The following is a 26,121-nucleotide window of genomic DNA, read 5'->3' on the forward strand; positions in this document are numbered from 1 at the left end:
TACTTTTCTAACTTATTTTCTTAAAAGGAGACTTACTTTTTTAACTGGGCTATCTAAATAAACGTTATCTAAAAAGGGACTGGGCTTTCCCAATCCATCCACGCACCGAGCACAGGATGTTTGAGTCGCAGCTGCTGGGCGTGCAAATTCAGCCGAGGAGCGATATTTAATGCCTGACCTTCTGCATAAATGGAATCGCCAATGATGACGTGACCGCAGTGCACCATATGTACCCGCAGCTGATGGCTACGACCAGTTACAGGCTTAAGTGCTACCCGCGTGACCATCTGCTCTTCTTGTCCATTTTGACTGTCTTCTCCATGACAACGTTCATGCGCCAGAATCTCATATAATGTCAGAGCATGTTTATGCCAATCAGGGTCCACGATATGACGTGGCTTAGTCGTCGGCTCATAGCGTACCGGCGCTGATATCTTGCCAGTCGCGCCAACACTCTCCCACTCGCCAAATACCCGTGCTTGGTATTTTTTTTGTGGTAAGCGCTCAATAAACTGCTTACTGATATTGGTTTGCGCTGCTGCATTTTTGGCAAAAATCAATAGCCCTGAGGTGTCCATATCAAGACGATGAATTAATTTCACGGCTGGATTTGCCCGCTCAAGCCGTGATAACAGACTGACCTTTAATGTTTTACCATCGACACTCAATAACCCTGCTGGCTTATCGATTACCCAAATATCGTCATCTTCGTAGACGGTGACCTCTTTCGCAAACGTTTGAAAAAATTCAGGCGGATAGGTGGTTTCTTTTACATTAAGGGTGGTTATATCTTCATCAGGAAAAGGCATAAAAATAACTACTTATTTTAGTTGGTTTGAATATAATTTTGAATGTGATTTTGAATGTGATTACGATAACGAGGGCTAAAGCGACCGTTAGATTCCAGTCTAAGGTAGCCACAAGCAACCTAAGTCACAGATATAACATAACCTGTTTCGTTGTGTTTCGATTTATTATACTAATAGTAATTGTTGAGTAATTTAACCCGTCTCTATCTGTCAAGATACAACAAACATGTTAGTATAATGGCACATTTTCACCACTCCTAAACCCTTCTTTAGCCGTTTCTTTAGCCATTGAGTGATCAGCTGTTAGCGTAATAAGTGTTTAACTGTTATTAACTAACTTGCGTGCTAATTAGTGGCGACAGACATGATAAAACAAGAGAGAAAAACTATGTCAGACCTTATTATTAATACCACCGATGCCAACTTTGACCAAGATGTGCTGCAATCTGATGTGCCTGTATTGGTAGATTTTTGGGCAACCTGGTGTGGACCTTGTAAGTCTATTACTCCTATTTTAGAAGATTTGGCAGTTGACTACCAAGGTAAAGTTAAAATCGTCAAAGTCGATGTCGATAATAACCCACAAGCAGCAAGCCGTTTTGGAATTCGTAATATTCCAACCCTATTCGTCTTTAAAGATGGTGAAAAAGTAGATTCAGTCATGGGTTTACAACCAAAAGCTGAGCTCGCTAAAGTGCTTGATAAACATTTATAAGCATCTAAAACCAAATGTGATATAAATAACGAGCTAACTAAAACCAGTTATCATTGGCCATTATCTGTACAAGATAATGGCTTTTTTCATCCTTTTCTACCAAAACAGTAAATTATACGACTTTTTTAACAAAAATAATTGACAAGTCCAATGTGAAAAACGTATAGTCTGCTGACAAGAAAAACTTAACATTGTTCCTTAGCGTCTTGTCGCTGTTCTCCCCGTGTTTATCAACACAAAACACAATTGTACTATTGAATATAACTACTAAACACAACTACTAAATAAAATTACTGATACTGAGTTCTTTTCTTTGACTCTTATATAGCCTTCTTTATCTTCGCTTTTTGTCATCCTGTTCCAAACTTAGACAGCTGATAATAATCTGATAGATAAAAACCAGCGCTACCTAAAACTCAACTCTGTGCACACACACCCTATTGTTCCACTATCGTTGTTTAAATCAATGTCGTGGGTTGTGCTGCTAATGGCAGTTTTCACCCGATCAATTGCTAATGACTTATCTATGAATCTAACTGAATTAAAGAAAAAATCAATCGCTGAGCTATTGGCTATTGCCAAAGAAATGGGTCTTGACAATATGGCGCGTAGCCGTAAGCAAGACATTATTTTTGCTATCCTAAAAACGCATGCTCGTAATGGTGAAGCCATCTACGGTGATGGCGTGCTTGAAGTGCTACCGGATGGCTTTGGCTTTTTGCGCTCCTCTGAAGGCTCATATTTGGCCGGTCCTGATGATATTTATGTCAGCCCCAGCCAAATACGTCGTTTTAGTTTAAAAACAGGCGACAGTATTGCTGGCACTATTCGCCCACCAAAAGACTCTGAGCGTTACTTTGCTCTATTAAAAGTTGGCGAAATCAACTTTGATACCCCAGACCGCTCACGCCATAAGCTTATTTTTGAGAACTTAACGCCCCTATTTCCAACTGAGCATCTTAAGCTTGAATTGGGTAACGGTACTACTGAGGATTTGACTGGTCGCATCATCGATCTAATTGCCCCGATTGGTAAAGGTCAGCGCTCTATTATCGTCGCACCGCCAAAAGCGGGTAAAACGATGTTACTACAGACCATCGCTCAATCTATCACCCGTAATAATCCTGAGTGTTACTTAATCGTGCTGCTCATTGATGAGCGTCCAGAAGAAGTAACCGAGATGGTACGGACGGTACGCGGTGAAGTGGTGGCCTCTACCTTTGATGAACCACCGCAGCGTCATGTACAAGTGGCCGAAATGGTTATCGAAAAAGCCAAACGTCTGGTTGAACACAAACAAGATGTGGTTATCTTGCTGGATTCTATTACTCGTCTTGCCCGCGCTTATAATACGGTCATTCCTTCATCAGGTAAAGTATTGACCGGTGGCCTCGATTCCAATGCCCTTGAACGTCCGAAGCGTTTCTTTGGTGCTGCACGTAACGTCGAGGAAGGTGGCAGCTTAACCATTATTGCCAGTGCTCTTATTGATACTGGTAGTAAAATGGACAGCGTTATCTTTGAAGAATTCAAAGGTACGGGCAACCAAGAGATTACTCTTGAGCGTGATTTGGCTGAAAAACGGGTCTTCCCCGCAATCAATATCAAAAAATCAGGCACACGCCGCGAAGAGCGCTTGCTTGATGAAGATAAGTTACGGAAGGTTTGGATTTTGCGCAAACTACTGCAGCCGATGGATGGTGTACAAGCGACCGAGTTCTTACTCGATCGACTCAGAGAAGCTAAAACTAATGATGAGTTCTTTGAGCAAATGAAACGCAAATCACAAAACTAAATCAGGCTCGTTTATACGATTAAATAAAAAGACCGCTTTAACGCGGTCTTTTTTTTGCTTTAACTTTACGTAAAGCCTAAAAAACAGTTAGCGTATTATCGACATAAATACAATCACCTTAAGCCAAACCCTTACCAATGATACAGTGAGGCAACATCGCTTACAGCTCGTTTGCAAAGCTTAGCGTTTCTACTACGACTAGACAGTCTCTAAAAGAATATTATGGAGGGTAGTATAAATATACTTAATTAACCAATAATGTATTTTAATTTTGACGACTTAATAGGTGATAATATGAAATTTGCTAAAACTATCGTAATGACTGCCATTACCAGCTCAGCGCTTATTCTAACTGGCTGTAACTCTATGGGTGGATACGGCGGCAACGTCAGCAATACTGCTAAAGGTGCTGCTGCTGGTGCCGCTGCTGGCGCACTTATTAGAAGTAAAGGTGATAGCAAAGACATCGCTCGTGGCGCATTAGCGGGTGCTGCAGTAGGTGGTGCAGGCGGTTATATCATTGATAATAATTAAATGGCTGTCTAATCTCTAGATAACTTATATTTAGATTAGAGCTATTCAAATACAATTATCTAAAACACGAAAAAGCCTGTAATCAATATTGCAGGCTTTTTTAATGCGTTGTACTTATAACTTTAAGGTTAACGTCGCACATCACTGATTATAGAGCTTAACTAATTATAGCAAATTACTAAACTATAACGCCCCACTAAAGGTATCACACGACTGTACGCTACCACTTTCAAGACCACGAGTGAACCAATTAACACGCTGTTGACTGGTACCGTGGGTGAAACTGTCTGGCGTTACAGCACGACCACTAGCGCGTGCCAGACGATCATCACCAATTTGTCCGGCAGCATTGATTGCTTCGTCCACATCACCCGTGATGCCAAGGTTTTGACGCATTTCTGCAAAAAAAGACGTATCTAAGTAAACAGTCTGATCACCTGGGCAATAAAATGGTCCGGTGGCAGCTGTTGCGCTACCACAGGCCGAACTGACTTGACCATTGAACAAGCGCAATGCAGGTTCTTGATAAGTACTACCGCCTTCATTAAATACTTGATGCTAAACTGCTTCGGTGTCGGCGAGCACCACTTTAACAAACCTAGTATCACGGCTGTCATCATTGGCAACTTCAGTCGATGCACTCGTACCGCCACCTGCCACAACTTGCCCTGTTTGTAACGCAGTCATCGGATTTACTCCGAAAACTAGCCATAGAATACCAGCGATGATAATACCGCCAATACCGCCACCAATCATCTTACCGCCACCGCTGCTTGTTCGAACATTAGAGCTACCACGCCTACCTTGCCATTTCATAGTTACTCTCCTCAAATATATAGGCCGTTGCTTATTTTTTTCTTACCCTTTTTACTTCTGGAATTCGTTGGCGCTTAGCCAGTGTTCTTATAGCGTATTAAGCAGTTAAAAATAAACACATCACTTCACGATTTTACAAAATTTTATTTATAAGTTACCTAATTGTTGCTGTATACACTAGTTATCCAATTGTCTAATCCATACTTGACCTTCTAATTATCAACACTTGCAAAACCTTGATATCATTAGGTTTTAGTGCTATATTTTCATTAATTATACGCAGATTATTCCTAAATAATATATTAAAAGTTATATCAAAGCATGATTAACTAATATTATTCACTACTTTACTGTTACTTAATTGTACAACCTATTTTCATTTCAAAGGAAAGAGTATAGAATGCGTGAAAGCTGAGTAGCTGTAACTAAGATTAGTTGACTTTCGAAATATCTCGAAAGCTCAAATCTTTGCTGCGGCTACTCCTTCCTCATTTCATTTTCTGGAGAATACTTATATGAAACTTAAATTACTTGCTCTAGCCGGTATCATGACTGCAACTATGGGCATCACTGCCTGTGACAGCAACACAGAAAACGCTGCTGAAGATTTATCTGACGCACAAGAAGAAGTGCAAGACGCTTCTGAAGAGCTAAACGAAGCTGACGCAGGTGTACCTACTGCTGATGCCGAAGCTGCGGTTGCTGCTGCTGAAGCAGATGTAGCTGACGCTCAAGTTGCTACTGCTACTGACGAAATGGATGCTGAAGTACCTGTTGATGGCACTACTACTAGCGTTGATATGGCTAGCAATACTGAAGCCGCTGACGCAGCTGATGAAGTGGTTGTTGTTGAAGAGCCAGTTGCTGAGTAATCTTTATCACTACAGTAAACGTGTCAAATATTAAAAAGAGAGCTTAGGCTCTCTTTTTTTGTGTTCGTTTTATTATGGGCTACGCTTATTTAAGACTAAGTTCACTCATCAAACCACGCGCTGCTTCAGCACTGAGTAAGTACGGATTAAAATCAACCGTAGTAGAATATTTGGTGGTGTATCAAAAAGTATGCTGAGTAAATAAAGGAGGGGTGCCAGTCAAAGCAAAGATGCTATATTTGAGGTTATGAAGACACAAATAGAGATTAATTGCCCCGACTGTCACAGCACCAGTTTAAAGAAAAACGGTATAAAAATCTATGGTAAGCAAAACTACCAATGCAAAGACTGTAAACGTCAATTCATTGGCGACCACGCCATTACCTATCAGGGTTGCCACTCTAAAATAGAGCATAAGATACGACTGATGATAGTACGAGGCTGTAGTGTTAGAGACATTGCCACTATCACCTCTGTCAGCATTGGCAAGATACTAAGCACCATAGGCTCATCGATCTATAAGATCTCACCAAAGCAGCATTACTACTCGCGTTTAGAAGTTGATGAGTTCTGGACATACGTACGTTGCAAGAAGCAGAAGGTATGGTTAATCTACGCCTATGACCGTGATACTGGTGAGATTGTTGCCCATGTTTGGGGTAAACGTGATTTAGCCACGGCCAGAGCGCTTCGAGCTCGTCTTAAGAAACTTAAGGTGAGCTATGGTTCAATCAGCATGGACAACTGGGATAGCTTTAAAACCGCCTTCAAGGCAGACCCTAAGCAGATTGGTAAAAGATATACTGTTGGCATAGAAGGTAATAATTGCCGTTTAAGACACCGATTGAGGCGAGCAGTTAGAAAGACTTGTGCTTTTTCTAAGAAACTTGATAATCATTTTAAGACGTTCAATATGGTGTTCTTTTATATCAATTATGGTTATGTCTAATGCCAGCATACTTTTTGAAACACCACCAAATTATTAACTACACATCAAATAAACGCTCGTCAACTTGTTGACGAAACTTTTGACCCGTTTTAAAGGTTACTACACGGCGCGCAGAGACCGCAACAGGCTCACCTGTTTTTGGATTACGCCCTGGGCGGCTGCTTTTGTCTTTAAGCTCAAAATTCCCAAAACCTGAAAGCTTGACCTCTTTTCCATCGATTAAACTTTCTGATAATTCATCAAAAAAATTCTCCACCAAACAGCGCCCTTCTTGGCGAGTTAAGTCAAGGTGACTCATCAAATGCTCAATCATGTCAGATTTGGTTAAGGTGCTCACAGTACGACTCCTATGCTATGTCGTGATGTCGGGTATTATTGTTCAACGGTATGCTGACTAATCCTAGCTATTATAAAGGTTTTTGCGAGGCTTTTTAGTAAAGCTTGCCATAAAAACCTTTATTAATAACCAGTTAGCTTTATTTACGAAGAATATGAATTTGTCGATCCTACTATTTATAAAGATTCAGATTAAAATAGGGCTAGCAACTCATAATATATTGATAGTATAACTTGGCGTTAACTGTCGCGTAACTGCGCGTTATGCTGCTGAGTTAAAGCTTGAATAACCTTATCTGTCGAAACTTTTACTGCCTCATCCGATAAGGTTTGCGCGCTGTCTTGCCATATTAGCGCAAACGCTAATGAGCGTTGACCGGTCGGCACATGCTCACCTTGATAGACATCGAACAACCATAGATCCGTCAATAGCGCTCCTGCAGCGTCACGCATTGTTGCCTGTAGGGTTTGTAAGCTAATATCACTATCTATAAAAATGGCAATATCACGGCGCACTTGTGGAAACTTACTGGGTGTCGTTATGCTATGTTGCTCACGAGTTAACGTCAATAGTGGCGCTAACGCTAATTGTGCTACCCAGGTGGCTGGTAAATCCAACTGCTTGGCAGTATTGGGATGCAATTGACCAAGCCAGCCAACATAGTGATCATCGATATACAGTTTCGCGCTTTGGCCAGGGTGTAGAAAGTCCAGCTCGCTGCGCTCATAGCGAATACGCGCGCCATCCAGCTGTACAGGTAGCAACTGTTCAATGTCGTGTTTAAGATCATAAAAATCTATTGCGCGATTTTGATAGGCTTGTTCATCCCAAATATCACCAACCGCAACCAAAGCAATACTAGGCGTTTGTACCAACTCGCTGACGCTATGACCAACAAAGCTAAGACCAGTCTCAAAAAAACGAACACGCGGCTGCTGACGATTCAGATTATATTGTACGCAAGGCAGTAAGCTTGATAACAGGGTACGGCGCATGACTGCCAAATCGCTAGATATCGGATTGGCGAGCGCCAATAAGGCTCCGAGCGCCTCATCATCAATCAGAGCTTCTAATTTTGCATCACTAAAACTGAAACTAATGGCTTCCATATAACCAGTATCAACCAGCGCCAGTTTCATCTCATGAGTTAAATCAGCGGTATCGTCATAATCCATGCTAACTTGCAAGTGCGGCAAGGTGCTGGGAATATTGTCATAGCCATAAATACGGGCAATCTCTTCGATTAAATCTTCTTTGATAGTCATATCAAAGCGATACGATGGCGGTGTACAAATCAGTTCAGCGCCTTGATGTTCTACGACAAAGCCCAACTGGGTTAGGATTCGTACCATTATTGCCGGATCAATCTCGATGCCGATGACATCGCGCACTTTAGCAATCGGTAAGGTAATCGGCGCACGTGCCGGCAAGTGGTTGCTATGCTCAGCAGTGACTATTTGCCCTGCTTTACTGCTTGTAATACGTGTTATCAAATCACAAGCGCGTGCCAGTGCCAACACCGGTAACTCAAAATCCACCCCACGCTCAAAGCGTTGTGAAGCATCGGTATGTAGACCAAAACGACGCGCACGCCCAGCGATAGCTAATTGACTAAAGAATGCGCTCTCTAACACAATATTAGTAGTGCTATCAGTCACACTACTGCGCTGACCACCCATGATACCGGCCAGCGCCAACACGCCTTGATCATCAGCGATTACTAATTCATCACCAGTTAGGCTAATAGTTTGCTCATTAAGCAGAGTGATGCTTTCTTTAGGTTGCGCTAAACGAACAGTAATATCACCAACGATAGTATCGGCATCAAAAGCATGTAACGGTTGGCCGAGCTCCATCAGCACGTAGTTGGTCACATCGACTAAAAAATTATGGCTGCGTAACCCTGATTGAATCAACGCATCTTGCAACCATTTCGGACTATCAACACTACGATCAATATCATTAATAGACTGTAATAAATAGCGCGGACAAGCTTCTATTGCGCTTACCGTTACCGCAGGCGTAGCAGCAGCGTCATCAGCAGTGTTTGATTCCGCAGTAGGAATAATAGGAAGCTGCATAGGCAAGTCATTAATAACCGATATTTCGCGGGCGATACCGCGTACGCTAAAGCAGTCACCGCGATTGGGCGTGATAGAGATATCAAATATTTGATTGTTTAACCCTAAATAATCACGGATATCAGCGCCAACAGGCGCATCATCAGGCAGCTCAAGCAAACCATCTAGCGCATCGACTAAATCAATTTCAGAAGCGCCGCATAACATACCATTTGAGGCGATACCGCGTAGCTCACTTTCTTTAATTTTGAAGCCTTTACTGTCACTGCTTGGCAATACTGCGCCAACAGTCGCAACCGGCGCTTTCATACCGACTCGGACATTAGGAGCGCCGCAGACAATCTGTAATGGCTCATCGCTACCAATATTGACCTGAGTAACACGTAGCTTATCCGCATCAGGGTGCGGTTCGACACTAATTACCTCACCGACTATCACGCCACTAAACGGACGTGCGACAGCATAGCGGTCATCAATCTCAAGTCCCGCCATAGTGAGCTGTTCGGCCAGCTGCTCACTGGTGTTAGCAGGGTTTACCCATTGACGTAGCCATTGTTCGCTGATTTTCATAAATATCTCGGATCAAAATATCAAAATAAATGCAATAAAATAGCTATTACAGCCGTGTTATTTACCTATTGCTGCGGGTTCGTTACTTGAATCATTTAGCCAAATTGCTTTAAGAAGCGCACATCATTTTGGAAAAACAAACGCAAATCATCGATACCGTAATATAGCATTGCGAAGCGCTCAATACCCATACCAAAGGCGAAGCCAGTATATTTATCGGCATCAATACCGCAGTTGGTCAACACCTGTGGATGTACCATACCGCAGCCCATCACCTCTAACCATTTGCCATTTTCGTCTAAAATATCGACTTCAGCAGAAGGCTCAGTGAAGGGGAAAAACGACGGACGGAAACGGACCGTTAGCTCTTTGGCAAAAAATGCCTGTAAAAACTCGCTAATTAAGCCTTTAAGCTCAGCAAAGGTGCTCAACTCGGTAACCATTAAGCCTTCTAGTTGATGAAACATCGGCGAATGGGTTTGGTCTGAATCATTGCGATAAACGCGACCGGGACAAATAATACGAATCGGCGGCGCGGTTTGTTCCATCGTACGAATTTGTACCGGACTGGTGTGGGTACGTAATAGATAGTGCGCATCAAAATAAAATGTATCATGCATGGCACGTGCGGGATGATGAGACGGAATGTTTAGCGCCTCGAAGTTATAATAGTCGCTTTCGACTTCAGGGCCAGTCGCCACATTAAAGCCTGCTTGCACAAAGAACTGCTGCATACGCTGGGTAATCATAGTGACTGGATGCAAATGGCCTTTTTGACCACCGCGCGCTGGCAAAGTAATATCAATACTTTCGGCTTCAAGCTTGGCGTTTAAAGCGGCAACTTCTAGCTGCTGCTGCTGCTCGGTCAGCGCCTGCTGGATACGGCTGCGCACTTGATGTAACCAGCCACCGTAGGTTTTTTTATCACCGCTATCAAGTTTGCCTAATTGCTTTGACCAGCCGGTTAGTGAGCTCTTTTTACCCGTAAGTTGCACACGTAAATTTTGTAATGCAGGCACATCAGCAGCTTGGTTAATTAAGGACTCAGCAGCGTTAGCAAAATCAATTAATTGAACCTCACTCAGCTCATTAATTTCAGTGGATAAGGTTGGTAGCGCCAACAAATCGGCCGTAGCAGCAGGGGTAGTCATAAGACGCATCATTCCTGATTTAAACAGACTATTAATTGTAAGGGTTTGACCAAATATTGCAAACCATTTACCCGGTCATTTTTTAAATAAAGACTATGGGAACAATGGCTTGAGTATTTAAACGATTGATTTAGACAACTGATTTAGACGGCTATAAGAGCAACCAATTACCCATGCCAGTCAGCAATACTGAGCAGTAATTAGAATAGGTAATATAAAAAAAGCCACCGACCAGCGGTAGCTTTTATTAATATCGTGTTATTAATTAATAGTAAACTCATATGTTCAAACACTCATTACTTTTAATCTAATAAAGCATTTAAACGAATTTAATATTTACGCCAAAGCTGCTTTTGCTTTTTCGACCAATACGCTGAAAGTTGCTGCATCATTCATAGCGATGTCAGCAAGTACGCGACGGTCAACAGTAATGTTGGCATGTTTCATACCGTTAATAAAGCGGCTGTAGCTTAAGCCGTTTAAACGTGCACCAGCATTAATACGTGCAATCCAAAGACGACGGAAAGTACGTTTTTTGTTGCGACGGTCACGATATGCATATTGACCAGCTTTGGTCACTGCTTGTACCGCTACACGATAAACACGTGAACGGGCACCGTAGTAGCCTTTTGCACGCTTTAAGATTTTTTTGTGACGGCGATTCGCCTGTACACCACGTTTTACACGGGCCATAATTTACTCCAAGATACTTTTAATTAATATTAAGTAATCAGCGACAAACAAAGTTGTCAGATTGCAAAGTCAAATAAAATTCAGATGACTGAATTTAAATGACGATAGTCGACTAGATGTATGGGCACATGCGACGAACTGCTGATTCGTCAGACTTGTCCACCATCTTAAGACCGCGCAACTGGCGAATACGCTTAGCTGACTTCTTGGTCAAAATATGGCTCTTGTTTGCTTGCTTGCGCTTAAAGCCGTTCGCTGTTCTTTTAAAGCGTTTGGCTGCGCCGCTTTTGGTTTTCATCTTCACTTTCATAAGTGATTGCCTCTTGATCTTTGTTAGAACCTGGTCGTCAAATAGGTGTTGCTGGCATGTTGTATTTAATCTGTTTTAACTAAATAATAGCCAACTCTCTATTTGCCTCGAGGTGGGAGGCGCTATTTTAGCAGATACAGCACTATTTTGCCAAGCAAAGTTTTAATAACGGTTTTAATCGGCATGGTGTTGTTTATTATTTGTATTTTTCATCCATATCACGTTAATCTAACGTCACAACCCTGGTTTTTAGATTTATTTTTTTATAAAAACTCAGATAAGGTATAATTAATAATGACAGCGTCGATATTGCGATCAAAATCACCCGTATGTATGATGGCTCTTTAGTAGCAAAAGCGCGGCAGCGCTTTATTAATTACGACTTTCGCTTAAATAAAGTGGTGACCTTTAATAACACCATTAGAGCAGCATTAGACCCTCATCCGTTTGTACTTTGATTGTGTCCTAAAGTTTGTCATAAATAATAGTATTATAAAAAACCATTTTATAGAAAGCCATGCTATGAAATTTTAACGTCACAGGCTTTGTTATTATGCCCTTATTAGCAACCCTACTACTCATTCACAACTTATAAGATGACAGAGATATTATGACTTTACCTGCTTGGCTGACTGCGATAAGTTTCAACGCTGATGGACTGATACCTGCGATTGCGCAAGATCATCAATCAGGACGTATTTTGATGATGGCATGGATGAATGCTGAAGCGCTACAACTAACGGCAGAAACCCAGACTGCGGTTTATTTTTCGCGTTCGCGCGCCAAACTGTGGCATAAAGGAGAAACCTCCGGCCATACCCAGCAAGTGCATGATATTCATCTAGACTGTGATGCGGATGTCATTGTACTTAGTGTCACCCAAGTTGGTGGCATCGCTTGTCATACTGGGCGTGAGTCTTGTTTTTATCAGCGCCTAGATTTGTCAGGGCAAACCCCTGAATGGCAAACGGTAGATAAGGTATTAAAAGATCCTGCGGACATTTATAACTCAGATAAACATAGCTCGAATAAACCTGCTGATTCTGACCATAAAATTGAGGATGTTAGCCTTACTGATGATGATAATATTAAAGCTGATAGCACTACTAAAACTGACAATGTACCTATTTTGCAACAGCTTGACCGAGCGTTAGCTGAGCGTAAACACGCTGATGCAGATAGCTCTTATGTCGCCAGTTTATACGCGAAAGGTCTTAATAAAATATTAGAAAAAGTAGGTGAAGAAGCCACCGAAAGTATCATTGCTGCCAAAGACTTCGCGAGTAGCAACGAACAAACAGACAAAGCGCAGTATGATGCTGCGCGCGATGAGCTGATCTATGAAGTAGCAGATGTCTGGTTTCATACTTTAGTGGGATTGGCATGGTTCGATATTGAATCAGATGCGGTACTAAATGAGCTGGGACGGCGCTTTGGCCTATCAGGGATTGATGAAAAGGCGGCTCGGCAGTCTTAAGCTGTCTGTTAGGTCAACGGAATTGTCGCGTGTGTGATTAGTGTTGTTTTCACCTTTTTAGTGACCGCGCACGTTATAATGAGCCTTATCACCTTCAAAATAATTATTGTCTTAGTATTCGTTGACATCAAACTTTAATATTTGACGGTTACCATACGGCTGATAAACTTAAAGTGCTAATATAGAGATTAGCCTAACCAAGATATAAGGATACCCATTATGGGCAGTTTTTCCATTACGCATTGGTTGATTTTATTAGTAGTAGTGGTGGTCGTATTTGGCACCGCCAAGCTTAAGAATGCGGGTAAAGATTTGGGCGGTGCGGTAAAAGGCTTTAAAGAAGCGGTCAAAGACGACAATGCAGAACATGCCAAAAAACATCGTGTTCTGGATCATGATGCCAGCTCGCGTGCTTCAAACACCTCATCTGATACCAATATAGATAGCACTAAGATTGACGATATTGACATCAGTCCTGCCCCTGCTGATGATAAGCATAAGGTATAATCTGCGCAGCGTTTGGATAATGATATTAAATAGCATATTAATGAATATATTTGAAAGTTATGTTTGATATCGGGTTTTCTGAGTTACTCTTGTTTGGCGTCATTGCCTTAATTGTCCTAGGCCCAGAAAAACTGCCGCAGGCCGCGCGTACGGCTGGGAAATGGTATGCCAAAATTCGCCGTACGGTTTCGACTCTACAGTCTGAGATAGAAGCGGAGCTCGACTTGGCTGAGACTCGGCAACAAATGCAAAATGAGCTTGCCAAAATTCGCCAGACTGAAGCAGATATGAAGCGTGAGATAGCAGAAATGCGCGGCAATATGCAAGAGTTTGAATCCTCGCAAAATCAAAGTCTAAAAGCAACGCAGAAGACTGCTGCTTCTCATGAGCAAGCTGAGCGAAAACAGAACACTCCGGCAGAGTTTGATTATTCTTACGGGCAAGACCAGCAGCGCAATCAACAACAAAACCAAATGGCAGAAGCAACGACAACGCCATTTGAAGCTGATTCGATCGATAGCAGTGAGGATAGCGCTGCGAAAAAACCTACTCTGGCCGTTCAGCCTATTATTACCAAACCATGGGAAAATATGTGGTTTCTCCTTGGTGCCTATGATAAAGCGCGTCGCCTACCCCCGCCGCCACACCTCCCTAACTATCACGCTGATATCTTATTGCATACTGGTTTAGATAAAAAAGCGCAGGCTGACCTATTAGATACGGTTTCGTCAGATACGGTTTATTCAGAGGCTCTAGCCAATCAGCCAGACAAACTTACCTCTTTAAATAAACAGCAGGTGGATTAATGGGTCTGTTTAAACGGCAAAAAAGCCGGCAAGAGAAAATAGTAGGCTCAGAAGCTGATACATCGGAAGACAGTACATCAAAAGACAGCGCCAAAACTCAGACGGATATCGATAACAACGAAAAGTCTGATGATATATTGAGTACGCTTGCTGATATGCCGATTACCGAGCACTTAATTGAGCTGCGGTCGCATTTGATCAAAATATGTGTGGCGGTTTTAATTATATTTTTAGCATTAGTAGGATTTTCACGCGAGCTATACGACTTTTTATCTGACCCATTGGTCGCTCAGTTGCCGCCTAATTCGACCATGATTGCAACAGACATCACTTCCAACTTTATGGCACCCATACGCCTGACCATATTTGTCGCTGCATTTTTTGCGATGCCTTATATTTTGTATCAAATCTGGTCCTTCGTCGCCCCTGGCTTATATAAAAAAGAAAAGAAAGTCGCTATCCCAGTATTGCTGTCTTCTATTTTTCTATTTTATGCGGGTGTCGCTTTTGCTTACTTTGTCGTGCTCAAAGGGGTCTTGAAGTTTTTTATCATGTTCGCCCCGCAGAATGTATTGCCAATGACCGATATCGACAGTTATTTGAGCTTTGCCTTAAAGTTATTTATGGTCTTTGGGCTGACTTTTGAGATTCCCGTGGTGACCTTATTGTTGATATTGGCCGGCATCGTCTCCATTCAGACTCTAGAGGATAAGCGCCGTTATATTATTGTCGGCTGTTTTGTCATCGCGGCTGTGGTAACACCGCCCGATGGTGTATCGATGTTAATGCTGGCGATTCCGATGTGGTTATTGTTTGAGCTAGGATTGTTATTGGCTAAAATATTAATTAAAGAAGATCGTAACAGCACCTTAACATTAGACAAAGAAGTCGCAGACAACGAATAGCCTCATATCAAATAAAGCTATTCGCTAATATGGCTCATCCGCTTAGGAACTCAGCTTTTAATTCACTGTCTATTATCATGACTTACTGTCACAATCATTGTTCACCAGCCAGCCATTGTCTATTCAGTGGCTTTTTTTACCCCCATCACTTTATAGCCATGTTTTAGTATTTTAGGTAACATTATTATGTCAGCATCTATGCCCGCTTATATGAGCCATCCTACCGATGAGCAGCTAAACGCACTCAATATGGCGATGGATCAAAAGTCATTTAAAGTGGTGGCCTATGCTGGCGCGGGTAAAACGACCACGCTAAAACTTATTGGCGAGAGGCTGCGTGGACGCGGTTTATATTTGGCCTTCAACAAAGCTATTGCCAATGACGCACGGCAAAAATTTCCTTCACATGTGGATTGCCGTACTTTTCATTCATTAGCTTATCGGCATGTTCCCCGCGATATTACAGCAAAGTTATCACTACCAAGATTTTCACCCAAACGTCTTGGGGATGACTTAGGCTTGCAACCGGTGCAAGTACGTCGGCAGATGGATGGGATAAATAAATACATTACCTTAACCCCAGCGAGACTGGCGCGCTTCGTCAGTGACGCCGTGAGTAACTTTTGTAGCACGCATGCCAGCTATCCTGCTCCACGCCATATCGAATTTCCCAAGTGGCTTGATGAGTCTGATGCCGATCAATTGCGTGAGATGCTCTATCCTGCCGTGGAACAGCGCTGGTTACAGTCTATTGATGCCCGTCATCCAGCGGGAATCGGTCATGATATTTATCTCAAACTGTGGGCATTGTCCAAGCCCAGTATCCCTGCTGACTTTATCTTATTTGATGAAGCGCAAGATGCGGATCCCTTAATGATGGGAATTTTGACCCAGCAATCAAAACAAGTTATTTATGTTGGCGATGCCCATCAGCAAATCTATGAGTGGCGTGGTGCGGTCAATGCGATGAAAAAATTGCCACTTCCGCAAACCTTGTTGACCCAGTCGTTTCGCTTTGGTGAGCCTATTGCGGATATTGCCAATACCTTACTGAAGGCACTACAAGAAGAGGTGCCGCTAAAAGGCAATCCCAATAAGTATTCATCGACTGAAAAAGGCATGGTACATAGTAAAAAAGATGCCATTCTGTGCCGTACTAATGCCGCCGCAATGTCACAATTATTGACTGGGCTTAAGCTAGGTCACCGCGTGGCGCTACAAGCCGATACTGACCGCATGCTGAAGTTTTGTCAGGCGGCAGAAAACTTAAAAAACGGCAAATCTGCTTATGGCGTCCCTGAGCTGGCGTATTTTTATAATTGGTCGGATGTGCAAGAGTATTCTGAAACCTCTGAAGGTAGTGATCTTAAAACCTTGGTTAAGCTGGTGGACGATCATGGCACTAGGGTCTTAAGCCAAGCGGTTAATAGCCTAACCAGTATTGAAAATGCCGATTATGTCATTTCAACCGCTCATAAAGCCAAAGGCCTGGAATGGGGACGCGTACAGCTCGATGATGACTTTTATTATGATGTTACAACCAATGCTGTAAAAATCAGCCCCGAAGAGTTACGGTTACTATATGTCGCCTGTACTCGCGCCCAAAGTAATTTAGATATTAATAATATTCAAAGCTTAATTTCAGGACTACAAACGGGTAAAAAGGTGATTTATGGAGCCTAGTCGCATTTTCTTTTTAAACCCTTTTGATTGCGCCATTTTATAATGATGACTAACCACAGATGAACAGTATTCAACAACCTAATCCACTCTCTCAGCAATTTGAAACTCGGCAAAATAAGTTACAGCAATTATTTGCGCAGCCGGTACGCCTCCTCGCGCCTATGGAAGGCTTGACCGATCCCTTGATGCGGCAAATATTAACTCAAATTGCGTCAGATTTAGGTCGGCCTTATGATTGGTCAATCAGTGAATTTATTCGGGTCACCCAGCATGTGTTACCGGCCCATGTTTTTTATAGATATGTCCCTGAGCTACATCAGGATGCCAAGACGGATACTGGCACCCCTATTCATATACAGCTATTAGGTAGTGAAGCGCAGTTAATGGCAGAAAATGCGGCGTATGCTGCTGAGCTTGGTGCGCCTGCTATCGATATCAACTTTGGTTGTCCTGCCAAGACCGTCAATAGTCATCGGGGTGGCTCTGTGCTGTTGGATGAGCCTGCGGTTATGTATGACATTATCAGTGCAGTACGCCAAGCCGTTCCCGCCCATATTCCAGTATCCGCGAAAATTCGATTGGGTTATACCGACACCAGTAGGATGGATGATATTCGTGGCGCTATAGCCGATAGTGGTGCAGATTGGTTGACCATTCATGCCCGTACTAAGACCCAAGGCTATAAACCGCCTGCTTATTGGGAAAAGATTCAAGCCTTTAATTCGCTCAAGATACCAGTGATTGCCAATGGTGAAATTTGGACTGCCGAGCAAGCCCATTCTTGCATGCAGCAAGCGGGTACAGCGCATTTGATGTTAGGTCGGGGGGCGATTACCCGTCCGGACTTAATTGCACGTGTAGATAGCTCAGCAAATAATCCTATGAACGAGGCTAAGGAATTATCGTGGCAAGACTTGATAGCCCATCAGATTAAATTCTTAGAAGGTCAGGCTAAAACTGATGTGGTATTAGTCGGTCGTTATAAGCAATGGCTGGGCATGCTGACTAAAGGTTATAACGAGGCGCAAACCTTGTGGGATCAGATTAAACGTGAAAAAAATAAAGCCGTTATCATTAGTGCGCTACAAACCAGCACGCATCAATAACAAATTGCCGCTTTTGTTGGATATAGTCAAACCAATTCAAAAACGATGCAGTGCTGCTGGGATGCTACTGTAACAAACGTTTTGCAGCATCGAGTCACGCTTGCAAACAGCAAGCCAGAAAAATTTATACCAGTAGCACGTTGTTATAAGCATATCTTTTTTATATTGAATCAACTATATACTTTATTCGATAGCGATTTTAAAAAAAGTTAAAATAGAAACTATTAAGCACTAACTCGAATGGCTAGATAAAACAGCATCAGGCAACAAGCGATCGATAATCCCCATAATATTGAGCGAAACGTCGCTAAATTAGTAATGTATGCAGCGCCATAACCGATGCGAATAATCACGTATAGCCACGCTAAATTATTAATAATGGCTTGCGGTACGAAGAATAGCATGGCAACCACTACCGCCACTAAAAATACCGGCAGAGTCTCATAGCTGTTCTGCTGGGCAGCATTGGCGCGAGCTGCTTTACCTGTCGTTTGCTGTAAAAAATTACGCGGATGTGCATTGTCTGCTAAATTAAAACCACCAAACATCTTTGCCAACAGTGCAAACGCTAACGGCAGTAAACTTGCCACCACCATTGCCCATATCGCCGCCGCTGCTGTATCAGGGATAAATCCAAATAGTGCATTCATCAGTATTTCTGCCCCTACCCTACAATAATTTCAAAATCATGGGTGATATGCACCCCACCTTGTACCAACATCCGGCTGGCTGAACAGTATTTTTCTGCTGATAAGTGGATCGCTTTTTCGACCTGTTTGTCTTTGATATCTTGACCAGTCACCACAAAGTGCATATGAATATCGGTATATACCGCTGGAACAGTTTCGGCACGCTGTGCCGTTAGCTCACAACGCACGTCGACCAGGTCTTGGCGCGACTTTTGTAAAATTGCCACTACATCGTAGCTGGCACAGCCACCAAGCCCTAACAAGATCAGCTCCATTGGGCTGGCGCCTTTTTCTTTATCGGCATCTATTTGCACGTTATGACCTGATGGTGACACCCCCATAAAGGCTTTATCTTCTTGCCAAGTGACGCTTGCTTTTGATTCTGCCATTACTAATAATCCTTTTTTATATCACTGATTAAGCCAGTTAAACGGTCTTTATTGATTGGTATTATTGCTTTATAGTTGCGTTACGCTCTAGTGTAGCACAGGCCAAAACAGGATTTTATAGAGCAACTGTCATCTGCCTTGATTTGATGTATGGGTGTCTTTTATCTTAGCAGCTAACCGAATAAAACATTGTGCAGAGATGACTAATATTTGACTAGGTCGATGGTTTCAAAGCGTTTACAAAACCAAATTCATAACCCTTTGATTTTAAAAGCTTAAATTCGTGAAACATTTTATAGCAAAATATTGTTACACATTTTGACTGATTCTTGGTTTAATAATGGCAATGAATCTTATTTTAATAGGGTACCGATACCAGTCACCTTATAATAATTATGATTGCTGTCGCTTTATCATATTGAAATAAGCTGTTTTTTAAGCAATTTAAAAGGTTGAGTCATGATAGATACAGACGGCTTTCGCGCCAATGTCGGTATCATCTTGGCAAATACACAAGGACAAGTTCTGTGGGCAAAACGTATTGGTCACAATGCTTGGCAGTTCCCCCAAGGCGGTATCGACCGAGGAGAGACGCCAGTAGATGCAATGTATCGCGAGCTCTGGGAAGAAGTCGGCTTACACCCGCGTCATGTGGACTTATTAGCAGTCACGCAAGACTGGCTGCGCTACCGTCTGCCAAAACGTTATGTACGTCATGGACAATATCCGCTGTGTATTGGGCAAAAACAGAAATGGTTTTTGTTACGCTTAGATGAACTGAACACCCAACATATCCGCTTTGATGAGGGTAAACCGGAGTTTGACCATTGGCAATGGGTCAGCTATTGGTACCCACTCGGACAAGTGATTCACTTTAAACGCGGGGTATATCGCCGCGCATTACAAGAGCTGGTGCGTGAGCTACCCCTTAAACAAGAGCTGATTATCCCTGAACAGGACAATCATTTATCGCTATAATTTTGTCGTTATAATAAGTCATGGCTGCTCGACATAACCATTACTTTATAACCGTTACTTTATAAAGTTTACCTTTAGTAAGAATGTCTGTCCTAGTGTCTACTTTAACGCTAGGACAGACATTTTTTTGTGCCGAATATATCTCAGCAGGATTGTTCTTTATGGGTTTTAGTGAACTTAACTGGCTTTAAACCATGTCACTGTTGAATTCACGACTGATAAGCGTTGTGGTATATCTTGATTCACTCAAGCTTTGCTCATCCGCCTCTGTATCAAGGTTTGATACACTGAGCGTCAATATACTTTGAGTACGTGTGCCATAGTTTGGCATTGCTTTATCACTACCTGTTAACTCAGCAGGCTCAATATAGATAGAGGATAATGCTTGTTCAATCTCAATAGCAACGCCCGTTTCGGGTAACTTATCTATTGGCGCTAAAGTGCTGTCGGACATGACCGTAAAGGCAGCGTCTTGCCAGTATTCAGGCGAGCTGTTCTCGCCAATCAGCGGTAGCACTTCTTGACGTAGCCTTCCGCGCAACCGCTCAGTTTTAAACCAAGCCTCTTCCGGCTGACCATTAGAGAATACGTGCAAACCTGCATGTAACGGCGTGGGCGCATGACCACGATTATTAACAATAACTGCTTGTCTGGCATCGCCGATAATGAGGTTAAAGCCAGCATAGTCCTGTAAACTAATCTGCCGCGCAAAGGTCATGGGACTCAGGGTACTGGTCAAAAAATCGGTCACTAACTCGCCGCGAGAGCGCTCGTTCGAGCTTGCCTGCACACCATCACGAAAGTTTAACACCGCCGCCCAACGTCCATTTTGGTGATAGCATTCGTTGTGATTATCTTCTTGAATACTGTTTTGACTGCTATTTTGCCTGTCATTTTGGCTATGAATGCCTAGCCACGTGCCGCCACTTTGAGAGTCACGTCCAGCATAGATAGGTTTGTCCGGCCATTGATGTAGCGACTCGGTCGGACGCTGCAAAAACTCATCGCGATTAGACAATAATACGAGCGGCACCTCATCAAACAACTGCCAAGCGATGGCGACAATACACATAACATTTCCTAAATTATTCTTATTTAATTGATGAGTAATTCAATGACGGCTATTTGAATTATTTAAACATTGACTATAGCATAGCTTTATTCTGTCTCATTCATTTGCTGTCAGTCACAAACAAATACTGATTGGTTGAACTTATAGTTTTTCTGACTCTATTACTATATCGCCTTAACTTTTAAATTAGCAGTCGGTTATGACCTAGTCATAGTAGTAATACAGTATTCTCGAAGAGCGAAATTTGCTATGATGAGCAGCATCTTATTACCAATATTATGATTCCCTTATGATGATTCATCCTCAGTATGATCCTGTAGCGTTAGCACTTGGACCTATCGAAGTCCACTGGTACGGCTTGATGTACTTGCTGGCGTTTGCTGCCGCTTACGGGTTGGCATGGTATCGCAGTACTAAACGCGATAATTGGTCAACTGATATGGTATCTGACCTCGTATTTTATGGGGCACTAGGAGTGATATTAGGCGGTCGTATCGGTTATGTGCTGTTTTATCAGTTCGGCGAATTTATACAAAACCCTGCTTATTTATTAAAAGTCTGGGAAGGCGGCATGTCGTTCCATGGCGGTTTTATTGGCGTCATGTTAGGCATGTTATTTTTTGCACGTAAATACAAAAAAAATGCTTTTCAAGTACTCGACTTCATCGTTCCTTGTGTGCCGACGGGTCTGTTATTTGGGCGTATAGGCAATTATATTAACGGTGAGCTGTGGGGACGGGTTTCTGATGGTGGCTATAACTGGCTAATGTATTTCCCACAAGCAGCTTCCTTTGACATGCAACAGCTCCAAGCTAATCCAGACTTGCAGGAATTGATGACTGAGGTGAATGGCCAGTATCTGTTGCCACGTCACCCTTCACAATTATATGAAGCCTTTGCAGAAGGATTATTGTTATTTCTCTTTCTATGGTGGTACTCATCCAAACCACGGCCACGCATGGCAGTAACCGCCGTATTCTTGCTGGGATATGGCCTAAGCCGCTTTATCATTGAGTTCTTCCGCCAGCCAGACGCTGATCAAGGATTTATCCTATTAGGTTGGATGACCAAAGGGCAAATATTGACTGCACCGATGGTTATTCTAGGCCTTATCATGTTGATTTATGCCTATAAGAACAGCGTTTATGATTGGGGCAAACAATCAGCTTATTAAGCCGACAGAATTAACCGAATATAAAACTTAAAGAAATTAAGATATAAAACTATTTAGATAGATTAAATATTTATAAAAGTTGAGAGCTATGATTACGACTAAAAATGAGCAAGCTTATCTCGATTTGCTTCGCCATGTCCTTAAAAATGGTACAGAAAAAGACGATCGTACTGGAACTGGTACGCTTAGCCACTTTGGCGCGCAGTTACGTTTTGACTTAACGTCGGGCTTTCCATTATTAACCACGAAAAAAGTTCATTTTAAATCTATCGCCTATGAGCTGCTCTGGTTTTTAACGGGCAGCACTAATGTGGATTACTTACAGCAGCATAATGTCCGGATTTGGAATGAGTGGGCAACGGCTGAGCAGACTGCTCGTTTTAATCGTCCTGCTGGTGATTTAGGGCCTATCTATGGGCATCAGTGGCGTAATTATGGTGCCAGTAAGCACGAAGATGGTAGCTACAACAGTGTTTATAATGACGATGGCATTGACCAAATCACTAACGTTGTTAATCAAATAAAAACCAATCCCAACTCACGGCGCTTGATAGTTTCTGGCTGGAACCCATGCGAAGCCGAGCAAGTCGCATTGCCGCCTTGTCATACGATGTTTCAGTTCTTTGTAGCAGACAATAAGCTATCTTGCCAGCTGTATCAGCGTTCGGCTGATTTGTTCTTAGGCGTGCCTTTTAATATTGCTAGCTATGCGCTCTTAACCCATATGGTAGCGCAAGTTTGTGGCCTTGAAGTTGGCGAATTTATCTGGACCGGTGGTGATTGTCATATTTACCAAAACCACCGTGAACAAGCTGAATTACAGTTGACCCGCACGCCTTATGCGTTGCCGACCTTAACGCTAAATCCTGATGTTAAAGATATTTTTGCTTTTGAGTATGATGACATTAGCATTGAGGGTTATGAATCGCATCCTGGTATTAAAGCCAAGGTTGCCGTATGAACGCCTGTTTCTATAAATAGTTTGCTTTAAAAGTAATTAACTTTATGAGTAATTAAATTTATGAGTAAGTGTTGTTGCTCACATCAGTTATTCGTATTAATTGAAAGGATCTCCTATGAGTTATGCCAATACCCAAGTCGCCCAAATCGCGGCCATCAGTAGCAACCGCTGTATCGGCAAAGGTAATGAGCTACCTTGGCATATCTCAGCGGACCTACAACATTTTAAAAAAATGACCACCCGTAGCGACGCGCAAAGTAGTCAGACTGAAAGTACGGTGCAAGGTATCGTCATTATGGGTCGCAAAACCTTTGAATCGATGGGCAGCAAGCCATTGCCAAAGCGTGTTAGCTTTATTATTACTAGCCAATTGGACTATGCTGAGCAAAAAGGTTTGGTAGGACGTGATAATGCTCATGTGGTACATAACTTGGATGATGCTTTGACACAAGCAGCAAGTCTGGCACATGGCGTACACCTTGATACGATTTGGGTGATTGGCGGTGAGCGGGTCTTTAACGACGCGCTAATGTATACCGATCGCATTGAGCTGACTCATGTGGATACTGAAATCAGCGATGGCGATGCTTTTTATCCTGAGCTGCCGAGCGACTTTAACGTGGTAAAAGAATCTGAGCAAATGCATAATGATAAAAGCGATTTGAACTTTTACTTTGTCAGTTATCAGAGATAAAGCCGCTAAACGTTAAGCAATAGCGGCTCACTGACTAAACCCTTTACAAAATCACGTTTGCATGGGCAGATCAGATTACTCATGCAATACTTTATAGACGGTCTTAGCCAACACGGGACCGATACCTTGAACGCCAGATAACTCTTGCTGTGACGCACCAAGCAGCTGTTGCAGTCCGCCAAAATGATTGAGTAAGTCACGGCGACGCTTTTCACCCAGTCCCGGAATCACTTCTAACACGGATGACGAACGGCGCTTATCGCGTTTTTTACGATGGGCAGTAATCGCAAAACGATGCGCCTCATCGCGAATGTGCATGAGTAAATGTAGTGCTTTACTGTCCATCGGCAAATCCAGCGGGTCGTGGTCTAAGAAATGCAGTACTTCTAAACCGGCCTTACGACCTTCGCCTTTGGCAACCCCAATCAACAAGGTATCACCAAGTATTTCCAATTCAACCAATACTTCTTTTGCCATACTCAGTTGACCCTTGCCACCATCTATCAATAATAAGTCAGGTAATGGCTGCTTTTTATAGCGGCGGGTGAGCACTTGTTTCATCGCGGCATAATCGTCACCGCCTACGATATCGTGAATAGCATATTGGCGATAATCCCGCCGACGCGAACCACCTTGGTCAAAGACCACGCAGCTGCCAATGGTCGCTTCGCCCATAGTATGCGAGATATCAAAGCACTCAATACGATCAATAACTCGATCTGTCACTGACGCTAATACGTCTTTTAGCGCACCAAAACGCGCATGCAGCTCTAGATAATCGCCAAGCTTAGTTTTTAGCGCATTATTAGTGTTAAGGGTTGCCAAGTCTAACCATTCTGCACGGTGTTCGCGTACGCTAGTTTTTATCATGACCTTACTACCAAAATGAGTCGCTAAGGCTTCACTAACCGCGCTTTGATCCGGTAGCTCATGGCTCAAGATAATCTCAGCAGGCAAGTCATCAGTCACTTGAAAATAAAACGACATAATGAAGGCTGATAAGTTATCTGCTAGCGATTCACTGCTATCGACATCAGGAAAATAATTATTGCCACCCAGTACACGTCCGCCTCGAACCGTCAACACATTGATACAGCTCATTCCTGCTTGGCTGGCAATCGAAATCACATCGGCCTCACCTTCTACGGTATAGACCGCTTGCCGCGCTTGAACTTCGCGTAGCATAGATAACTGGTCACGATAAAATACTGCCTTCTCAAAATCTAATTCCTCAGCGGCCGCTTCCATTTTTACGATTAACGCATTATGAATATCACTAGAATCACCTTTTAAAAAGCGAATGGTATTATTCACATCTTCGGCATAATCTTCTGGTGATACTAGGCCCACACACGGCGCACGGCAGCGCTTGATTTGGTATTCCAAACAAGGACGCTTGCGCTGACGGAAGAAAGTATTGGTACATTGGCGCATTTGAAACATTTTTTGCATTAAGACTAGCGTTTCTTTTGCCGCATGCGCTGATGGGAAAGGCCCAAAAAATCGACCTTTTTGATGATTGCCTTTACCGCGACCATAAGCAAGACGTGGATAAGGCTTATCGGCTGAGATGAACACATACAGATAGGATTTATCATCACGTAACAGCACGTTATAAGGGGGACGATGTTCCTTGATCAGGTTTTGCTCAAGCAATAGCGCCTCAGTCTCACCCCGGGTAATGATGGTCTCAATATTATGAATGCGTGCGACCAAAGCTCGCGTTTTTGGATGGTCGATGGTTTTAGCAAAATAGCTGTTTACCCGACTTTTAAGCGATTTTGCCTTACCCACGTAAAGAATGTCACCATTTTTGCCCAGCATTTTATATACCCCAGGCAAATTTGGCAGGCGCTTAATGAGGTGTTTAAGACGGGCTTTCTTATCATCGACCACAGTCGACGCTGAGACATTGACCATAAAAATACTGCCCTTAAAAATGCTTGAATACAGCTATTTATGGGGGGATATTGGCCATTTTACAAGAACCGTTATCGGCACAGCGGCGTGCATAAAAAAAGCCAGCACGAGGCTGACTTTTATAATTG

The 26,121-nt window shown here is 42.7% G+C and carries 25 protein-coding genes and 1 pseudogene; 15 read left to right on the forward strand and 11 right to left on the reverse strand.

The window, feature by feature from the left end:
• Nucleotides 1–68: 68 nt before the first annotated feature.
• Nucleotides 69–809 carry an RluA family pseudouridine synthase gene (locus tag U1P77_RS10140; RefSeq protein WP_321154884.1) on the reverse strand — a complete coding sequence of 247 codons (741 nt, stop codon included), beginning with the start codon at nucleotides 807–809 and terminating at the stop codon, nucleotides 69–71.
• A gap of 388 nt (nucleotides 810–1,197) precedes the next feature.
• On the opposite strand from U1P77_RS10140, the gene trxA reads away from it, so the two are divergent.
• From trxA to U1P77_RS10155, 3 genes are all read left to right on the forward strand, one after another.
• Nucleotides 1,198–1,524 carry a thioredoxin gene (trxA, locus tag U1P77_RS10145; RefSeq protein WP_321154885.1) on the forward strand — a complete coding sequence of 109 codons (327 nt, stop codon included), beginning with the start codon at nucleotides 1,198–1,200 and terminating at the stop codon, nucleotides 1,522–1,524.
• 526 nt (nucleotides 1,525–2,050) lie between these two features.
• Nucleotides 2,051–3,319, forward strand: coding sequence for a transcription termination factor Rho (rho, locus tag U1P77_RS10150; protein ID WP_321154886.1), 1,269 nt, complete (start codon nucleotides 2,051–2,053; stop codon nucleotides 3,317–3,319).
• A 294-nt stretch (nucleotides 3,320–3,613) separates the two neighbouring features.
• Nucleotides 3,614–3,853 carry a YMGG-like glycine zipper-containing protein gene (locus U1P77_RS10155; protein ID WP_321154887.1) on the forward strand — a complete coding sequence of 80 codons (240 nt, stop codon included), beginning with the start codon at nucleotides 3,614–3,616 and terminating at the stop codon, nucleotides 3,851–3,853.
• Nucleotides 3,854–4,036: 183 nt separating this feature from the next.
• Here the strand turns inward: U1P77_RS10155 and U1P77_RS10160 are convergent.
• Nucleotides 4,037–4,669 (reverse strand): annotated as a pseudogene (locus U1P77_RS10160) (neutral zinc metallopeptidase).
• Nucleotides 4,670–5,184: 515 nt separating this feature from the next.
• Here U1P77_RS10160 and U1P77_RS10165 point away from each other — a divergent pair.
• Both U1P77_RS10165 and U1P77_RS10170 read left to right on the forward strand, forming a co-directional pair.
• Nucleotides 5,185–5,541, forward strand: a complete 357-nt coding sequence (locus U1P77_RS10165) for a hypothetical protein (protein WP_321154888.1) — start codon at nucleotides 5,185–5,187, stop codon at nucleotides 5,539–5,541.
• Nucleotides 5,542–5,788: 247 nt separating this feature from the next.
• Nucleotides 5,789–6,490: an IS1 family transposase gene (locus U1P77_RS10170; protein ID WP_321154889.1), complete on the forward strand. Its 702-nt coding sequence runs from the start codon at nucleotides 5,789–5,791 to the stop codon at nucleotides 6,488–6,490.
• A gap of 37 nt (nucleotides 6,491–6,527) precedes the next feature.
• On the opposite strand, the gene U1P77_RS10175 is transcribed toward U1P77_RS10170, so the two are convergent.
• The 5 genes from U1P77_RS10175 to rpmI form a co-directional block, all read right to left on the reverse strand.
• Nucleotides 6,528–6,827, reverse strand: coding sequence for an integration host factor subunit alpha (locus tag U1P77_RS10175; protein ID WP_321154890.1), 300 nt, complete (start codon nucleotides 6,825–6,827; stop codon nucleotides 6,528–6,530).
• 239 nt (nucleotides 6,828–7,066) lie between these two features.
• On the reverse strand, nucleotides 7,067–9,478 hold the full coding sequence (pheT, locus tag U1P77_RS10180) for a phenylalanine--tRNA ligase subunit beta (protein WP_321154891.1): 2,412 nt from the start codon (nucleotides 9,476–9,478) through the stop codon (nucleotides 7,067–7,069).
• Between the two features lie 95 nt (nucleotides 9,479–9,573).
• Nucleotides 9,574–10,629, reverse strand: coding sequence for a phenylalanine--tRNA ligase subunit alpha (gene pheS, locus U1P77_RS10185; protein ID WP_321154892.1), 1,056 nt, complete (start codon nucleotides 10,627–10,629; stop codon nucleotides 9,574–9,576).
• Nucleotides 10,630–10,965: 336 nt separating this feature from the next.
• Nucleotides 10,966–11,322, reverse strand: a complete 357-nt coding sequence (gene rplT, locus U1P77_RS10190) for a 50S ribosomal protein L20 (RefSeq protein ID WP_201555647.1) — start codon at nucleotides 11,320–11,322, stop codon at nucleotides 10,966–10,968.
• 112 nt (nucleotides 11,323–11,434) lie between these two features.
• Complete coding sequence (gene rpmI / locus U1P77_RS10195; RefSeq protein ID WP_201555649.1) at nucleotides 11,435–11,632, reverse strand: 50S ribosomal protein L35; 198 nt, start codon at nucleotides 11,630–11,632, stop codon at nucleotides 11,435–11,437.
• A gap of 610 nt (nucleotides 11,633–12,242) precedes the next feature.
• On the opposite strand from rpmI, the gene hisIE reads away from it, so the two are divergent.
• The 6 genes from hisIE to U1P77_RS10225 all read left to right on the forward strand — a co-directional run bounded on the left by hisIE (nucleotide 12,243) and on the right by U1P77_RS10225 (nucleotide 18,116).
• Nucleotides 12,243–13,109: a bifunctional phosphoribosyl-AMP cyclohydrolase/phosphoribosyl-ATP diphosphatase HisIE gene (gene hisIE, locus U1P77_RS10200; RefSeq protein WP_321154893.1), complete on the forward strand. Its 867-nt coding sequence runs from the start codon at nucleotides 12,243–12,245 to the stop codon at nucleotides 13,107–13,109.
• Nucleotides 13,110–13,328: 219 nt separating this feature from the next.
• Nucleotides 13,329–13,616, forward strand: coding sequence for a Sec-independent protein translocase subunit TatA (tatA, locus tag U1P77_RS10205; protein WP_321154894.1), 288 nt, complete (start codon nucleotides 13,329–13,331; stop codon nucleotides 13,614–13,616).
• A gap of 59 nt (nucleotides 13,617–13,675) precedes the next feature.
• Complete coding sequence (gene tatB / locus U1P77_RS10210; protein WP_321156675.1) at nucleotides 13,676–14,422, forward strand: Sec-independent protein translocase protein TatB; 747 nt, start codon at nucleotides 13,676–13,678, stop codon at nucleotides 14,420–14,422.
• Between the two features lie 155 nt (nucleotides 14,423–14,577).
• Complete coding sequence (tatC, locus tag U1P77_RS10215; RefSeq protein ID WP_414479088.1) at nucleotides 14,578–15,327, forward strand: twin-arginine translocase subunit TatC; 750 nt, start codon at nucleotides 14,578–14,580, stop codon at nucleotides 15,325–15,327.
• Nucleotides 15,328–15,513: 186 nt separating this feature from the next.
• On the forward strand, nucleotides 15,514–17,010 hold the full coding sequence (locus U1P77_RS10220; protein WP_321154896.1) for a UvrD-helicase domain-containing protein: 1,497 nt from the start codon (nucleotides 15,514–15,516) through the stop codon (nucleotides 17,008–17,010).
• A gap of 59 nt (nucleotides 17,011–17,069) precedes the next feature.
• Nucleotides 17,070–18,116, forward strand: coding sequence for a tRNA dihydrouridine synthase (locus tag U1P77_RS10225; RefSeq protein WP_321154897.1), 1,047 nt, complete (start codon nucleotides 17,070–17,072; stop codon nucleotides 18,114–18,116).
• Nucleotides 18,117–18,340: 224 nt separating this feature from the next.
• Here the strand turns inward: U1P77_RS10225 and U1P77_RS10230 are convergent, their stop codons facing one another.
• Both U1P77_RS10230 and U1P77_RS10235 read right to left on the reverse strand, forming a co-directional pair.
• Nucleotides 18,341–18,766, reverse strand: coding sequence for an MAPEG family protein (locus U1P77_RS10230; protein WP_321154898.1), 426 nt, complete (start codon nucleotides 18,764–18,766; stop codon nucleotides 18,341–18,343).
• Between the two features lie 14 nt (nucleotides 18,767–18,780).
• Nucleotides 18,781–19,194: an OsmC family protein gene (locus U1P77_RS10235; RefSeq protein ID WP_321154899.1), complete on the reverse strand. Its 414-nt coding sequence runs from the start codon at nucleotides 19,192–19,194 to the stop codon at nucleotides 18,781–18,783.
• A gap of 459 nt (nucleotides 19,195–19,653) precedes the next feature.
• Between U1P77_RS10235 and U1P77_RS10240 the strand changes: the two genes are divergently transcribed.
• Nucleotides 19,654–20,172, forward strand: coding sequence for an RNA pyrophosphohydrolase (locus U1P77_RS10240; protein ID WP_321154900.1), 519 nt, complete (start codon nucleotides 19,654–19,656; stop codon nucleotides 20,170–20,172).
• Nucleotides 20,173–20,359: 187 nt separating this feature from the next.
• On the opposite strand, the gene U1P77_RS10245 is transcribed toward U1P77_RS10240, so the two are convergent.
• Nucleotides 20,360–21,244 carry an NRDE family protein gene (locus U1P77_RS10245; RefSeq protein WP_321154901.1) on the reverse strand — a complete coding sequence of 295 codons (885 nt, stop codon included), beginning with the start codon at nucleotides 21,242–21,244 and terminating at the stop codon, nucleotides 20,360–20,362.
• Between the two features lie 289 nt (nucleotides 21,245–21,533).
• On the opposite strand from U1P77_RS10245, the gene lgt reads away from it, so the two are divergent.
• The 3 genes from lgt (at nucleotide 21,534) to U1P77_RS10260 (ending at nucleotide 24,073) form a co-directional block, all read left to right on the forward strand.
• On the forward strand, nucleotides 21,534–22,418 hold the full coding sequence (gene lgt, locus U1P77_RS10250) for a prolipoprotein diacylglyceryl transferase (protein ID WP_321154902.1): 885 nt from the start codon (nucleotides 21,534–21,536) through the stop codon (nucleotides 22,416–22,418).
• Nucleotides 22,419–22,506: 88 nt separating this feature from the next.
• Nucleotides 22,507–23,379 carry a thymidylate synthase gene (locus U1P77_RS10255; RefSeq protein ID WP_321154903.1) on the forward strand — a complete coding sequence of 291 codons (873 nt, stop codon included), beginning with the start codon at nucleotides 22,507–22,509 and terminating at the stop codon, nucleotides 23,377–23,379.
• A gap of 115 nt (nucleotides 23,380–23,494) precedes the next feature.
• A complete protein-coding gene (locus tag U1P77_RS10260) occupies nucleotides 23,495–24,073 on the forward strand; it encodes a dihydrofolate reductase (protein ID WP_321154904.1) in 579 nt (192 codons plus the stop codon).
• A 75-nt stretch (nucleotides 24,074–24,148) separates the two neighbouring features.
• Here U1P77_RS10260 and uvrC read toward each other — a convergent pair whose 3' ends face one another.
• On the reverse strand, nucleotides 24,149–25,993 hold the full coding sequence (gene uvrC / locus U1P77_RS10265; RefSeq protein ID WP_321154905.1) for an excinuclease ABC subunit UvrC: 1,845 nt from the start codon (nucleotides 25,991–25,993) through the stop codon (nucleotides 24,149–24,151).
• Nucleotides 25,994–26,121: the final 128 nt, after the last annotated feature.

The sequence above is a fragment of the Psychrobacter sp. LV10R520-6 genome (assembly GCF_900182925.1).
Taxonomy (GTDB): domain Bacteria; phylum Pseudomonadota; class Gammaproteobacteria; order Pseudomonadales; family Moraxellaceae; genus Psychrobacter.

Coding starts and splice junctions, on each gene's coding strand:
- U1P77_RS10165 (WP_321154888.1), top strand. CDS start 5,185: ATGAAACTTAAATTACTTGCTCTAGCCGGTATCATGACTGCAACTATG.
- tatB (WP_321156675.1), top strand. CDS start 13,676: ATGTTTGATATCGGGTTTTCTGAGTTACTCTTGTTTGGCGTCATTGCC.
- trxA (WP_321154885.1), top strand. CDS start 1,198: ATGTCAGACCTTATTATTAATACCACCGATGCCAACTTTGACCAAGAT.
- rpmI (WP_201555649.1), bottom strand. CDS start 11,632: ATGAAAGTGAAGATGAAAACCAAAAGCGGCGCAGCCAAACGCTTTAAA.
- U1P77_RS10260 (WP_321154904.1), top strand. CDS start 23,495: ATGAGTTATGCCAATACCCAAGTCGCCCAAATCGCGGCCATCAGTAGC.
- U1P77_RS10155 (WP_321154887.1), top strand. CDS start 3,614: ATGAAATTTGCTAAAACTATCGTAATGACTGCCATTACCAGCTCAGCG.
- U1P77_RS10220 (WP_321154896.1), top strand. CDS start 15,514: ATGTCAGCATCTATGCCCGCTTATATGAGCCATCCTACCGATGAGCAG.
- U1P77_RS10225 (WP_321154897.1), top strand. CDS start 17,070: ATGAACAGTATTCAACAACCTAATCCACTCTCTCAGCAATTTGAAACT.
- U1P77_RS10140 (WP_321154884.1), bottom strand. CDS start 809: ATGCCTTTTCCTGATGAAGATATAACCACCCTTAATGTAAAAGAAACC.
- tatC (WP_414479088.1), top strand. CDS start 14,578: ATGCCGATTACCGAGCACTTAATTGAGCTGCGGTCGCATTTGATCAAA.
- U1P77_RS10245 (WP_321154901.1), bottom strand. CDS start 21,244: ATGTGTATTGTCGCCATCGCTTGGCAGTTGTTTGATGAGGTGCCGCTC.
- tatA (WP_321154894.1), top strand. CDS start 13,329: ATGGGCAGTTTTTCCATTACGCATTGGTTGATTTTATTAGTAGTAGTG.
- rho (WP_321154886.1), top strand. CDS start 2,051: ATGAATCTAACTGAATTAAAGAAAAAATCAATCGCTGAGCTATTGGCT.
- U1P77_RS10235 (WP_321154899.1), bottom strand. CDS start 19,194: ATGGCAGAATCAAAAGCAAGCGTCACTTGGCAAGAAGATAAAGCCTTT.
- uvrC (WP_321154905.1), bottom strand. CDS start 25,993: ATGGTCAATGTCTCAGCGTCGACTGTGGTCGATGATAAGAAAGCCCGT.
- pheT (WP_321154891.1), bottom strand. CDS start 9,478: ATGAAAATCAGCGAACAATGGCTACGTCAATGGGTAAACCCTGCTAAC.
- pheS (WP_321154892.1), bottom strand. CDS start 10,629: ATGACTACCCCTGCTGCTACGGCCGATTTGTTGGCGCTACCAACCTTA.
- lgt (WP_321154902.1), top strand. CDS start 21,534: ATGATGATTCATCCTCAGTATGATCCTGTAGCGTTAGCACTTGGACCT.
- hisIE (WP_321154893.1), top strand. CDS start 12,243: ATGACTTTACCTGCTTGGCTGACTGCGATAAGTTTCAACGCTGATGGA.
- rplT (WP_201555647.1), bottom strand. CDS start 11,322: ATGGCCCGTGTAAAACGTGGTGTACAGGCGAATCGCCGTCACAAAAAA.
- U1P77_RS10230 (WP_321154898.1), bottom strand. CDS start 18,766: ATGAATGCACTATTTGGATTTATCCCTGATACAGCAGCGGCGGCGATA.
- U1P77_RS10255 (WP_321154903.1), top strand. CDS start 22,507: ATGATTACGACTAAAAATGAGCAAGCTTATCTCGATTTGCTTCGCCAT.
- U1P77_RS10170 (WP_321154889.1), top strand. CDS start 5,789: ATGAAGACACAAATAGAGATTAATTGCCCCGACTGTCACAGCACCAGT.
- U1P77_RS10240 (WP_321154900.1), top strand. CDS start 19,654: ATGATAGATACAGACGGCTTTCGCGCCAATGTCGGTATCATCTTGGCA.